General features: G+C 74.7%; 12 protein-coding genes. 10 read left to right on the forward strand and 2 right to left on the reverse strand.

Annotated features, from left to right (window positions below):
* Positions 1 to 120: 120 nt before the first annotated feature.
* From ABZ457_RS25695 to der, 6 genes are all read left to right on the forward strand, one after another.
* Positions 121 to 696, forward strand: coding sequence for a WHG domain-containing protein (locus tag ABZ457_RS25695; protein WP_359161595.1), 576 nt, complete (start codon positions 121 to 123; stop codon positions 694 to 696).
* A gap of 77 nt (positions 697 to 773) precedes the next feature.
* Positions 774 to 1,964, forward strand: coding sequence for a GDSL-type esterase/lipase family protein (locus tag ABZ457_RS25700; protein WP_359161598.1), 1,191 nt, complete (start codon positions 774 to 776; stop codon positions 1,962 to 1,964).
* A gap of 256 nt (positions 1,965 to 2,220) precedes the next feature.
* Positions 2,221 to 3,306: a prephenate dehydrogenase gene (locus ABZ457_RS25705; RefSeq protein ID WP_359161601.1), complete on the forward strand. Its 1,086-nt coding sequence runs from the start codon at positions 2,221 to 2,223 to the stop codon at positions 3,304 to 3,306.
* 232 nt (positions 3,307 to 3,538) lie between these two features.
* Entirely contained in the window at positions 3,539 to 4,258 is a 720-nt protein-coding gene (gene cmk, locus ABZ457_RS25710; RefSeq protein WP_359161604.1) for a (d)CMP kinase, read from the forward strand.
* Positions 4,259 to 4,311: 53 nt separating this feature from the next.
* Positions 4,312 to 4,899 carry a lysophospholipid acyltransferase family protein gene (locus ABZ457_RS25715; protein WP_359161650.1) on the forward strand — a complete coding sequence of 196 codons (588 nt, stop codon included), beginning with the start codon at positions 4,312 to 4,314 and terminating at the stop codon, positions 4,897 to 4,899.
* Between the two features lie 61 nt (positions 4,900 to 4,960).
* Positions 4,961 to 6,409: a ribosome biogenesis GTPase Der gene (gene der, locus ABZ457_RS25720; RefSeq protein ID WP_359161608.1), complete on the forward strand. Its 1,449-nt coding sequence runs from the start codon at positions 4,961 to 4,963 to the stop codon at positions 6,407 to 6,409.
* An 80-nt stretch (positions 6,410 to 6,489) separates the two neighbouring features.
* Here the strand turns inward: der and ABZ457_RS25725 are convergent, their stop codons facing one another.
* Together ABZ457_RS25725 and ABZ457_RS25730 are read right to left on the reverse strand one after the other, a co-directional pair.
* Positions 6,490 to 6,855 (reverse strand): hypothetical protein, encoded by a 366-nt coding sequence (locus ABZ457_RS25725; protein ID WP_359161611.1) that lies wholly within the window; start codon positions 6,853 to 6,855, stop codon positions 6,490 to 6,492.
* Positions 6,856 to 7,143: 288 nt separating this feature from the next.
* The gene (locus ABZ457_RS25730; RefSeq protein ID WP_359161614.1) at positions 7,144 to 7,923 is read right to left on the reverse strand and encodes a hypothetical protein; all 780 of its coding nucleotides are present in this window, start codon (positions 7,921 to 7,923) and stop codon (positions 7,144 to 7,146) included.
* A 387-nt stretch (positions 7,924 to 8,310) separates the two neighbouring features.
* Here ABZ457_RS25730 and ABZ457_RS25735 point away from each other — a divergent pair, with 387 nt between their 5' ends.
* The 4 genes from ABZ457_RS25735 to ABZ457_RS25750 all read left to right on the forward strand — a co-directional run bounded on the left by ABZ457_RS25735 (position 8,311) and on the right by ABZ457_RS25750 (position 12,106).
* A complete protein-coding gene (locus ABZ457_RS25735) occupies positions 8,311 to 9,597 on the forward strand; it encodes a glycosyltransferase (RefSeq protein ID WP_359161618.1) in 1,287 nt (428 codons plus the stop codon).
* A 46-nt stretch (positions 9,598 to 9,643) separates the two neighbouring features.
* A complete protein-coding gene (locus tag ABZ457_RS25740) occupies positions 9,644 to 10,546 on the forward strand; it encodes a hypothetical protein (RefSeq protein WP_359161621.1) in 903 nt (300 codons plus the stop codon).
* Positions 10,547 to 10,617: 71 nt separating this feature from the next.
* The gene (locus tag ABZ457_RS25745) at positions 10,618 to 11,628 is read left to right on the forward strand and encodes a YafY family protein (protein WP_359161624.1); all 1,011 of its coding nucleotides are present in this window, start codon (positions 10,618 to 10,620) and stop codon (positions 11,626 to 11,628) included.
* A gap of 262 nt (positions 11,629 to 11,890) precedes the next feature.
* On the forward strand, positions 11,891 to 12,106 hold the full coding sequence (locus tag ABZ457_RS25750; protein ID WP_359161627.1) for an I78 family peptidase inhibitor: 216 nt from the start codon (positions 11,891 to 11,893) through the stop codon (positions 12,104 to 12,106).
* Positions 12,107 to 12,248: the final 142 nt, after the last annotated feature.

Raw genomic sequence — 12,248 nt, forward strand, 5'->3', positions numbered from 1 at the left:
GGGTACCCGCTGTCCGTCCCCCGGCCGAGCGCGGGCGGGGGACCGGAGGAACGTCAAAGGTATTTGCCTATGGGGTGTAGGTAAATGCATACTCGGGGAAGGGATACGGAAGGTGAGGGCATGGCGCGTGCAGGGCTGACCCCGGAACGGCTCACCCGGGCCGGGGCCGAACTCGCCGACGAGGTCGGCTTCGACCAGGTGACCGTCTCGGCGCTCGCCCGGCGGTTCGACGTCAAGGCCGCCAGCCTCTACTCGCACGTCAGGAGCTCCGACGACCTCCGGACCCGGATCGCCCTGCTCGCCCTGGAGGAGCTGGCCGACCGCGCCGCCGAGGCGCTGGCGGGCCGGGCCGGCAAGGACGCCCTGGCCGCCTTCGCCCACGCCTACCGCGACTACGCCCGCGGCCACCCCGGCCGCTGGGCGGCCACCCGGTACCCGCTGGCCCCGGAGACGGCCGCGGCCAGTGCGGGCGTCCGCCACGCGCGGATGACGCGGGCGATCCTGCGCGGCTACGACCTCCCGGAGTCGGAGGGCGCCCACGCCGTCCGCCTCCTCGGCAGCGTGTTCAACGGCTTCGTCGGCCTGGAGGCGAGCGGCGGCTTCGCCCACAGCGCCCCGGACGCGCAGCAGAGCTGGGAACGGTCGATCGACGCCCTCGACGCGCTGCTGCGGAACTGGCCCGCGCCGCCGCCCTGATCCCGGTGGCCCGCCCGTTCGCCGTTTCCCCGTACCCGCGCACCACCTCCCCCGACCCCGAGGACCCCAGGCACTCCATGGACACCCCCGACACCCGCCCCACCGACCCCGGCTGGATCACCACCCCCGTCACCGCCGGGCTCCTGCGCGGCGCCCTGGACCTGGAGCGCACCGCGCACGGTGTGCTGCCCCACCGGCTGCCCGCGCGCGCCCGCGCCCAGTGCGACGACCCGCAGCTCGCCATGGTCGAGTCCCAGCCCTCCGGCGTACGCCTCGCCCTGCGCACCCGGGCCACCGCCGTCGAGCTGGAGACCCTGCCCACCAAGCGCCTCTACACCGGGGCCCCGCCCCGCCCGGACGGCGTCTACGAGCTGCTGGTCGACGGAGAGCACGCGGGCCGGGGCAGCGTGGCCGGCGGGAACACGATCGTCATCGACATGTCGACCTGGACCACCGAGTACCGGGCCGGCACCCCGGGCACGATCCGGTTCACCGGCCTGCCGGACCGGGACAAGGACGTCGAGATCTGGCTGCCGCACAACGAGACCACCGAACTCGTCGCCCTGCGCACCGACGCCCCCGTCGCGCCCGTCCCGGACCGGGGCCGCCGGGTGTGGCTGCACCACGGCAGTTCCATCAGCCACGGCTCCGAGGCGGCCGGGCCCACCTCCATCTGGCCGGCGCTCGCCGCCTCCCGCGGGGACGTCGAGCTGATCAACCTCGGTTTCGGCGGCAGCGCGCTGCTCGACCCGTTCACGGCCCGCGCGATACGGGACACCCCGGCCGACCTGATCAGTGTCAAGATCGGCATCAACCTGGTCAACCTGGACCTGATGCGGCTGCGGGCCTTCGGCCCGGCGGTGCACGGCTTCCTGGACACGATCCGGGACGGCCACCCGGACGTGCCGCTGCTCGTGGTCTCGCCGATCCTCTGCCCGATCCACGAGGACACCCCGGGCCCGGGCGCCCCCGACCTCGACGGGCTCGCGACCGGCCGCATCCGCTTCCTGGCCACCGGCGACCCGGCGGAACGGGCGGCCGGGAAGCTCACCCTCGGCGTCATCCGGGACGAGCTGGCCCGGATCGTCGCGCGGCGCTCGGCCGAGGACCCGGCCCTGCACTACCTCGACGGGCGCGAGCTGTACGGCCCGGACGACTACGCGGAGCTGCCGCTGCCCGACGAACTGCACCCGGACGCGGCCGCCCACCGCCGCATGGGGGAGCGCTTCGCGGACGCGGCCTTCGGGGCCGGCGGCCCGTTCGCCTGAACGCGGACCGGGCGGGCCAGGGCCGCGCCGCCGGACCGGCCCCGCACGTCCCACCCGGCCCCGGACCGACCGGACCGATCCTGGACCGGGCCCCGGCCCGCCCCGGCTCGCCCCGGCCCGGTCCGGCCGCTGGACGCACGGGCCCCTCCGCCCCCACCCTGACTACGCTGAACGCAGCACACACCCCCAGCGCTCCACCCCGCCCCCGCCTCCGCCCCCGCGAGGGGCCCGCACCCCGCCCCTAGGACACCGCCCCGTGAGAACCGCGCTCGTCATCGGAACCGGACTGATCGGCACCTCCGCCGCCCTCGCCCTCGCGGGCCGCGGCGTGCACGTCCACCTCGTCGACCACGACGCCGCGCAGGCCCGCACCGCGGCCGCCCTCGGCGCGGGCACCGACGAGGCGCCCGAGGGCCGCGTCGACCTCGCCCTGGTCGCCGTACCGCCCGCGCACGTCGCCGCCACCCTCGCCGGGGCGATGAAGTCGGACCTCGCCCGCGGCTACCTCGACGTCGCCAGCGTCAAGGGCGGCCCGCGCCGCGAGCTGGAGGCGCTCGGGGTGGACCTGACCTCGTACATCGGCACCCACCCCATGTCGGGCAAGGAGCGCTCCGGCCCGCTCGCGGCCACCGCCGACCTCTTCGAGGGCCGCCCCTGGGTGCTCACCCCGACCCGGGACACCGACACCGAGGTCCTCAACCTCGCCCTGGAACTCGTGGCGCTCTGCCGTGCCGTCCCCGTCGTCATGGACGCCGACGCCCACGACCGGGCCGTCGCCCTGGTCTCGCACACCCCGCAGCTCGTCTCCTCGATGGTCGCCGCCCGGCTGGAGGAGGCCGACGACACCGCCGTCCGGCTCTGCGGGCAGGGCATCCGGGACGTGACCCGGATCGCGGCCTCGGACCCGGCGATGTGGGTCGACATCCTCTCCGCGAACCCCGGACCCGTCGCCGACGTCCTCGCCGGGCTCGCCGCCGACCTCGACGAGACCGTGCGGTCCCTGCGCGCCCTCCAGGCGGCGGACGAGACCGAGCGGCTCGGCGGCGCCCGGGGCATCGAGGGCGTCCTGCGGCGCGGCAACGCCGGCCGGGCCCGCGTCCCCGGCAAGCACGGCGCGGCGCCCACCGCCTATGAGACGGTCGCCGTCCTCATCAGCGACCAGCCGGGCGAGCTGGCGCGCATCTTCGCGGACGCCGGCCGGGTCGGCGTGAACATCGAGGACGTCCGGATCGAGCACGCGACCGGTCAGCAGGCGGGCGTGGTGCAGCTCATGGTCGAGCCGGCCGCGGCCCCCGTCCTCGCCGCCTCCCTGCGCGAGCGGGGCTGGTCGCTGCGGCAGTAGCCGGGCGGCGGGCGGGGGCGGCCGGCGGCTGGGCCGGACGGGTGAGGGCGGGCCGGGGCCGCCGGGCGGCCCCGGGGGTGCCTCCGGGTGCAAGAAGCGCCTCCGGCACTCGGTAACCTTGTGCTGGGTGCACCGGCGGTTCCGTCCGCCCTTCCCCGCACTCCCGGCGGAGAAATCCCGCGGCACGTCCGCGGAAAACACCCCGCAGACCCGAGTCCCGCAGACCTGAAAGGTGTCCGACACCGTGGAATCCGTGATCGTCGCCATCGACGGCCCCTCCGGCACGGGCAAGTCGAGCACCTCGAAGGCCGTGGCCGCCGCGCTGGGCCTGAGCTACCTGGACACCGGCGCCCAGTACCGCGCGATCACCTGGTGGATGATCAGCAGCGGGGTCGACGTCTCCGACCCGGCCGCGATCGCGAACGCCGCCGGCAAGCCCGTGATCGAGTCCGGCACCGACCCGGCCGCCCCGGCGATCACCGTCGACGGGCAGGACGCCTCCGGCCCGATCCGCACCCAGGAGGTCACCTCCAAGGTCAGCGCGGTCAGCGCGGTCCCCGAGGTGCGGTCGATCATCACCGCCCTCCAGCGCTCCATCGCCGCCGCCGCGGAGAAGGGCATCGTGGTGGAGGGCCGGGACATCGGCACCACCGTCCTGCCCGACGCCGACCTGAAGGTCTTCCTCACCGCCTCCCCGGAGGCCCGCGCGGCCCGCCGCAGCGGCGAGATCAAGGGCTCCGACGTGTCCGCCACCCGCGAGGCCCTGATCAAGCGCGACGCGGCGGACTCCAGCCGCAAGACCTCCCCGCTGGCCAAGGCCGGCGACGCCGTCGAGGTGGACACCACCGACCTCACCCTCCAGCAGGTCATCGAGTGCGTGGTCACCCTGGTCGAGGAGAAGCGCGGCACCCTCGCGCAGGCCGCCGACGCCACCGCCGAGGCCGCCAGGTGACCGCACCCTCCGCGAGAGGCGCGGCGGTCGGACGGGGGATCGGCATCGGCCTGATGTACGGGCTGTGGAAGCCGCGGGTGCTCGGCGCCTGGCGCGTTCCCGCGTCCGGCCCGGTCATCCTCGCCGTCAACCACGCGCACAACATCGACGGCCCGATGCTCATGGGCACCGCGCCGCGCCCCGTGCACTTCCTGATCAAGAAGGAGGCGTTCGTCGGGCCGCTGGGCGCCTTCCTCACCGGGATCGGGCAGCTCCAGGTGGACCGGACGACCGTCGACCGCACCGCGATCACCGACGCCCTCGGTGTGCTGGAGAACGGCGGCGTCCTCGGGATCTTCCCGGAGGGCACCCGCGGCGAGGGCGACTTCGCCTCCCTGCGCGCCGGGCTGGCGTACTTCGCCGTCCGCAGCGGCGCGCCGATCGTCCCGGTCGCGGTGCTGGGCAGCACCGAGCGCCGCGGCCGGCTGATACGGCAGCTGCCGCCGCTGCGCAGCGGGGTCGACCTGGTCTTCGGTGACCCGTTCGACGCGGGCGACGGCAGCGGACGGCGTACGCGCAAGGCCCTGGACGAGGCCACGGTGCGCATCCAGGAGCGCCTGACCGCCCACCTGGAAAACGCGAAGCGCCTCACCGGGCGCTGAGCCAGACTTGAGGGGCCGCCCTGTGTGCGGCGGCCCGGCTGACGAACGAGGAACGGACTTCATGAACGACCAGCACGACCACGGAGCACTCGGTGACACCGAGTACGCGGAGTTCATGGAGCTCGCCGCGGAGGAAGGCTTCGACGTCGAGGACGTCGAGGGCGCCATCGAGGAGGCCGGGCACGGCCCGCTGCCCGTCCTCGCCGTCGTCGGCCGCCCGAACGTCGGCAAGTCGACCCTGGTGAACCGCATCATCGGCCGCCGTGAGGCGGTCGTCGAGGACAAGCCGGGCGTCACCCGCGACCGGGTCACCTACGAGGCCGAGTGGGCCGGCCGCCGCTTCAAGGTCGTCGACACCGGCGGCTGGGAGCAGGACGTCCTCGGCATCGACGCCTCCGTGGCCGCCCAGGCCGAGTACGCCATCGAGGCCGCCGACGCGGTGGTCTTCGTGGTGGACGCGGTCGTCGGCCCGACCGACACCGACGAGGCCGTCGTCAAGCTGCTGCGCCGCGCGGGCAAGCCTGTGGTGCTGTGCGCCAACAAGGTCGACGGCCCCAGCGCCGAGGCCGACGCCACCGCCCTGTGGTCCCTCGGCCTCGGCGAGCCCCACCCGGTCTCCGCCCTCCACGGCCGCGGCACCGGCGACATGCTCGACGCGGTCCTGGAGGCCCTGCCGGACGCCCCGGCGCAGACCTTCGGCACGGCACCCGGCGGCCCGCGCCGTATCGCGCTCATCGGCCGCCCGAACGTCGGCAAGTCCTCCCTGCTGAACAAGGTCGCCCGGGAGGAGCGCGTCGTCGTCAACGAACTCGCGGGCACCACCCGCGACCCGGTGGACGAGCTGATCGAACTCGGCGGCGTCACCTGGAAGTTCGTCGACACGGCCGGTATCCGCCGCCGGGTCCACCTCCAGGAGGGCGCGGACTACTACGCCTCGCTGCGGACCGCCGCCGCCGTCGAGAAGGCGGAGGTGGCCGTCGTCCTGATCGACGCGAGCGAGTCCATCAGCGTGCAGGACCAGCGCATCATCACCATGGCCGTCGAGGCCGGCCGCGCCATGGTGATCGCGTACAACAAGTGGGACACCCTCGACGAGGAGCGCCGCTACTACCTGGAGCGGGAGATCGAGACCGAGCTGGGGCAGATCGCGTGGGCGCCCCGGGTGAACGTCTCCGCCCTCACCGGCCGCCACATGGAGAAGCTGGTCCCGGCGATCGAGACCGCGCTCGCGGGCTGGGAGACCCGGGTGCCGACCGGGCGGCTGAACGCCTTCCTCGGTGAGCTGGTCGCGGCGCACCCGCACCCCATCCGGGGCGGCAAGCAGCCCCGCATCCTCTTCGGCACCCAGGCGGGCACCAAGCCGCCGCGGTTCGTCCTCTTCGCCTCCGGCTTCCTGGAGCACGGCTACCGGCGCTTCGTGGAGCGCAGGCTCCGCGAGGAGTTCGGCTTCGAGGGCACGCCGATCCACATCTCGGTGCGGGTGCGGGAGAAGCGCGGCCGCAAGAAGTGACGTGACGTCATGTGACGACGGACGGATGCCCGGACCGGTTCACCGGTCCGGGCATCCGTCCGTCCTGCCCCCGTGAAGCCTCAGAGCCCGCGGCGGGGCGCCGGGGGCAGGGCGGCGTGCTGTCCGTGGTGGGGGCGGACGACCTGGTGGTACGGCTGCCAGTTGTTGCCCGGGTGGGCCACCGGGGCGATCTGGCCCGTGTGCCCGTCCGCCCGCCGCGCGTGCGCGCCCCGGCTGCTGTGCAGCCCCGTCGCTCCGAACGCCCGGAACCCGAGGTGCTCCTCGCCGCTGCGGTCGCCCGGGAGCGTCTTGAACGCTCTCAGGTACTCCGAGTACAGGGCGTCGTAGATCGGCGTCGGGGATTCCCCCGACGAGCCGTCACGCGCGGGGCGCATCGAGGGGATCGGGTTCTGGTACGGCTCGCGGGCTGGGTCGTATGTGTGCACGTACCTGCAACGAAGCGGGCGGCCCTGCGGATGCGGGCTGGGGGCGGGCGCGTTGTGGCGGGCGCGGATCGTGCCCGGTGGGCGGGGGTTCGGGGCCCGGGCGCGCACCGGCCGGGTGCGCGGCACGCGCCATGAAATGCCACGAAGCGCCAGGGCCGCGCGGGAACTCCCGGGGCGCGCCCGCCTCATGGGGAGCCCCCGCGCACGGCAAGGCGGCACGGGCGGTGCCGGGAGGGAGGGGGCTCCCGGCACCGCCCGTGCCGCCGGTCCGGGCGGACGGGGCGTCGGTCAGGTGCCGGCCAGCGGCATCGCCGCGGCCACCAGGCGGCCGTTCGCCGCCGCCTTCTCCAGCGCGTCCCGCAGCAGGTCCTCGCGGGGCTGCTGGCCGATGGAGCCGACCGGGGCGGCGAACACCAGGACCGTGTGGGTCCGGTTCGCGGCGGTGCGCCAGCCGTCCGTGACCTGGAGCGGCTGGTGCGCCTGCCACCAGGCGACCGGGCTGCCACCGCCCGTCCCCGGCTGGAGCACCGCGTGCAGCTGACCCATGGCCACCAGCACCGACCAGCCCGGCAGCTGCGCCGGGACCCGCTCGATGTCGGAGACCGGGTGGAAGCCGTGCTCGATCAGCAGCGGCAGGAAGTCGTCCCCGCCGTTGCCCGCCGTGCCCGGACGGGCGATCGGCGCGGTGGGCTCGACGACCAGCGCCGGGTGCAGATCGCCGTTGATCAGGACGAGCCCGCTGGTGACGCCCAGCACCGCCTGCTGCGGCGCGGCCCCCGGAACCTGCGGCTCCTCGCCCGTGATGGAGCGGACGGCGCCCTGGAGCTGCTCCTCGGCGACATGGACGACCTGCGAGGGGATACAGGTGGCGTGGGCGAAGGCCAGGACCGCGGTCTCGTCGCCCACGAACAGCACCGTGCTGGTGCGCTCCTGCTCCGAGTCGCCCGGAGTGCGGCAGGACGTGCAGTCGTAGCTGCCCGGTGCGTTGTGGCCGGCGAGCAGCCGCTCGGCCTCTTCGTCGCCGATCTCGGCGCGTACGTCCTCGCTGACATCGAGCATGCGCGGCACGGGTGGCTCCTCGGACTTGATGACGGGCGCCGGGCGGGTCCCGGCTCACAGAGGTCAACGGGGGACAGGGGGGAGGGGTCACGCGTCGGGGGCGACGATTCCCGGACGATCACGTCCGGCCCGCTCTGTCCGTGCGCCGGACGTGCACCGGACGTGCGCCGGACGTGCGCCGCACGGGCACCGGCCGTGCGTCGGCCGTGCCCCGGCTCACGGCCGGGAACCGACCGGCGAGTACAGTCCTGGCGGGACCTCCCCCGTGACCGAGGGGGAGCCACCGCGCGACGGAGTACCGCGCACCGCGTACCGGGACGTACGGCGGGCGCGACGGGACACACGACAACAGACGCACCACAACACACGCACGACACCAGGGGGATGCGGCGACGCATGCGTATGTCATTTCTGCTGCACAACGCGTACGGCATCGGGGGCACGATCCGCACGACCTTCAACCTCGCCGAGGAGCTGGCCAAGCGGCACGAGGTCGAGATCGTCTCCGTCTTCCGCCACCGCGACGACCCGACCATGGGAGCCCCCGCCGGTGTGCCCCTCCGTCACCTCGTCGACCTGCGGCGCGACAGCCCCGGTTACGACGGCGACGACCCGCTCGCCGCCCGGCCCGCGAAGGTCTTCCCGCGCGGCGACGGCCGCCACCGCCAGTACAGCCGCCTCACCGACCGGCGGATAGCGGCCCATCTCGCCGCCCTCGACGCCGATGTGGTCATCGGCACCCGCCCCGGGCTGAACGTCCACATCGCCCGCCAGGCCCCGCGCGGGGTGGTCCGCGTCGCGCAGGAGCACCTCACCCTGGACAGCCACGGCTACCGCCTCAAGCGGGAGGTCGGGCACCGCTACACCGTGCTCGACGCCGTCACCACCGTCACCGAGGCCGACGCCCGCGCCTACCGGACGCGGCTCTCGCTGCCGGGCGTCCGGATCGAGGCGGTGCCCAACAGCGTGCCCGCGCCCGTGGTCGAGCCCTCCGACCAGAGCGCCAAGTGGGTCGTCGCCGCCGGCCGGCTGACCCGGGTCAAGCGCTACGACGTCCTGATCGAGGCGTTCGCCGAGGTGGTCGCCGCCCGCCCCGACTGGAGGCTGCGCATCTACGGCAGCGGCGACGCGACCGGCAACGAGAAGGACAGCCTGCGGTCCCTCGTCGCCGAGCGGGGACTGAACGACCACGTCTTCCTGATGGGCACCGCCGACCGGCTGGAGGCGGAGTGGGCGAAGGGCTCGATCGCCGCCGTCACCTCCAGCCTGGAGTCCTTCGGCATGACCATCGTCGAGGCCATGCGCTGCGGCCTGCCGGTGGTGTCCACGGACTGCCCGCACGGACCCGGCGAGATCATCGAGGACGGGGTGGACGGACGGCTCGTCCCGGTCGGCGACGCCCACGCGGTCGCCGGTGCCCTGCTCGAACTCATCGGGGACGACGAGCTGCGCCGCCGCACCGCCCGCGCGGCCCTCGCCTCCTCGGCCCGGTTCGACCCCTCGGTCATCGCCCGGCGCCACGAGGAGCTGTACACCGCACTGGTGGCGGCCGGGGCCCGGGCCGGCGGGGCCGGTGCGGTCCGCGAGGCGTGGCACCGGGGCCGCAGCTCGCTCTATGACGCCGCCTACTCCCTGCGTTATGTTGCCGCGGAGGTGATCCGCCGGAAGAAGCGGCGGGGGTGATCCTCGCAGGCCCGGAGCCCTCGCAGCCCCGGAGAAGGAAGAGCACATGAGCACGTCCACGACGACGGTCGGCCGTCTCACCGCCCGCGCCGACTGCGCCGCCGACGCGAGCGGCGGCATAGCCTTCCGGGTCTCCGGCACCGCCGGTGCCACCGCGCTGCTGCTGAGGCGGCTCGGCCCCGGACCCGCCGAGGAGCTGCGCCTGCCGCTCACCGCCGCCGGGGACGGCACCGCCACCGCCCTGCTGGGCCCGGAGGACCTGCTGCCGGAGGGCCGCTGGGAGGTGCTCACCGAGGACGGCCGGGCCGTCGTCCCGGGCGTGCGGGACCTGCGGGTCCTCGTCGACGGGCCGGCCCCGGACGCGGGCCGCGCGGTGATCCGGGTCCCGTATCCGCTCGCCGAGGACCGCCTCGCCGTCCGCTCCTGGGTCCGCACCCCGCACGCGGAGGCCGGCGCGCTCCGCATCGACCGGGACCGCGGGGCCGTGACCGTCACCGGGCGGCTGCACGGCGCCGAGCTGGGGCCGGGAGCGAGGGCCGAGGTCCGGCTCGCGGCCGCCGCCCCCGCGCCGTCCGACGCCTCCGGCGTCCCCGTCCTCCCCGCCGTGCCGCGGCAGCCCTCCCGGGCGGCGGCTCCCGCGGGCCGCGTGCACGACGCCTCCCCGGCCCCGGTCCACGAGCTGCCCGTCGCCGGTGAGGGGGACGCCTTCTCCTTCACCGTCCTCTACACGCCGCTGGTCCCGGCGGACGGCGAGGACCTGTACTGGGAGCTGTGGCTGCGTCCCGCCGAGGGCGCGGCCGCCGTGCGCGTCGCGCGCATCCTGGACGACGTGTGGGACCGGGCGGCCGTCTTCGTCTACCCCGAGCACCGCACGGGCTCCCACCGGGCGGCCCCCTGCTACACCCCCGACAACGACCTCTGCGTCCGCGTCCTGTCCGCCGCCGGCTGAGCCGCCCCCCGACCACCCCGGCCGGTCCTTGCGGACAGGAGCTGTCCGCAAGGGCTGCCAGACTCGGCGCCATGGTGGAGACCTCGGCACGTCTGCTGCGCCTGCTGTCCCTGCTCCAGGCCCACCGCGAGTGGTCCGGCGCCGATCTCGCGGACCGGCTCGGCGTGACGCCCCGGACCGTGCGCCGGGACGTCGACCGGCTGCGCGAACTCGGCTATCCCGTCGAGGCGAGCCCCGGCACCGGCGGGGGCTACCGCCTCGGCGCGGGCGCCGAGCTGCCGCCCCTGCTGCTGGACGACGAGGAGGCCGTGGCGGTCGCTGTCGGCCTGCGCACCGCGGCGGGCCAGGGCATCGAGGGCATCGGGGAGACCTCCGTGCGCGCCCTCGCCAAGCTGGAGCAGGTGCTGCCGGCCCGGCTGCGCCGCCGGGTCGGCGCGCTCAACGCCTTCACCGTCCCGATGCTGCGCGCCGGCGGCGGCCCGGCCGTCGATCCGGCCGTGCTGACGGTGCTGGCCAACGCCTGCCGGGACGGGGAGCGGCTGCGCTTCGCGTACCGGGACCACGGCGGCACCTCGACCCGCCGCACGGCCGAGCCGTACCGGCTGGTCTGCACCGAGCGCCGCTGGTACCTGGTCGCCTGGGACGTGGACCGCGCCGACTGGCGCACCTTCCGGGCGGACCGGATCGTGCCCACCCCGCCCCACGGCCCGCGTTTTCCGCCCCGGACCCCGCCCTCCGGCGATCTGGCCGCGTATGTCTCCCGGGGCATCTCCACGCATGTCTATCCGCAGCGGGCGGTGATCCGGCTGCTGGTGTCGGCGGCGGAGGCCGCCCGGCTGGTGGGGCCCTCGGACGGCGTGATCGAGGCCGTCGACGCCACGAGCTGTCTGCTGCGGACGGGAGCCGCGAGCCTGGATGTGCTGGTGATCCATGTGGTGCTGCTGGGTCTGGACTTCGAGGTGGTGGAGCCGCCGGAGCTGACCGAGCGGGTCCGCGAGGTCCGCGACCGGCTCTCCCGGGCCCTCCCGCCCCCGGCCGATCCCACGGGGGAGGAATATGGCGATGCTGTGCGGAAAATGTGAAAAGTCGGCGCGTATGAATTCGGTCTGCCGGGGTATGCGAGGGAATTCCCTGTAAGGAATTGCGCATGATCGCGGAAAGTCCGGGAATTATCGGCCGAACGAGTGCGGACTGCCCGTTCGGGTGAACGAGTTCGAGTCCGGAGGCGGCCGGAGGGCCGTCGAGATCCTGTGACACAAGCGTGACCGCCAGGGTACGCGATCATGCTCCATGTGATCGGCCGCCCGCTTCCGTCACCGTCCGCTGCCGCCTACGGTGGGGTTCATGGCACCCATACCGACCCCGTCCGCAGAACCCAGTGACGTCCCCGACTCCTATGTCGGACTCGGCGCCGAAGCGGCCGAGCGGCAGGCCCGTGAACGCGGCTGGTCGACCGTCAGAGCGCTCCCGCCCGGCTCGATCATCACCATGGAGTACCTGGTCGGACGGCTGAACTTCGAGGTCCGGGACGGCACCGTGATCCGCTGCTGGAAGGGCTGACGCGCCCGCGCGCACCGGCTGACCCGCCCGCGCGCACCGGCTGACGACCCCCCGCCCATACCGAGGGCCCGGCACGATCGTGCCGGGCCCCGATGGGAAAATCACAAGAATGAAAAACAATCAAGTCATCGCGGTTCTCGTT

Source organism: Streptomyces sp. NPDC005805 (assembly GCF_040630445.1).
Lineage (GTDB): Bacteria > Actinomycetota > Actinomycetes > Streptomycetales > Streptomycetaceae > Streptomyces.

Excerpts from the sequence above, each read along its gene's own strand:
- der (WP_359161608.1), top strand. The coding sequence starts at position 4,961 with ATGAACGACCAGCACGACCACGGAGCACTCGGTGACACCGAGTACGCG.
- ABZ457_RS25745 (WP_359161624.1), top strand. The coding sequence starts at position 10,618 with ATGGTGGAGACCTCGGCACGTCTGCTGCGCCTGCTGTCCCTGCTCCAG.
- ABZ457_RS25740 (WP_359161621.1), top strand. The coding sequence starts at position 9,644 with ATGAGCACGTCCACGACGACGGTCGGCCGTCTCACCGCCCGCGCCGAC.
- ABZ457_RS25715 (WP_359161650.1), top strand. The coding sequence starts at position 4,312 with ATGTACGGGCTGTGGAAGCCGCGGGTGCTCGGCGCCTGGCGCGTTCCC.
- ABZ457_RS25700 (WP_359161598.1), top strand. The coding sequence starts at position 774 with ATGGACACCCCCGACACCCGCCCCACCGACCCCGGCTGGATCACCACC.
- ABZ457_RS25735 (WP_359161618.1), top strand. The coding sequence starts at position 8,311 with ATGCGTATGTCATTTCTGCTGCACAACGCGTACGGCATCGGGGGCACG.
- ABZ457_RS25750 (WP_359161627.1), top strand. The coding sequence starts at position 11,891 with ATGGCACCCATACCGACCCCGTCCGCAGAACCCAGTGACGTCCCCGAC.
- ABZ457_RS25695 (WP_359161595.1), top strand. The coding sequence starts at position 121 with ATGGCGCGTGCAGGGCTGACCCCGGAACGGCTCACCCGGGCCGGGGCC.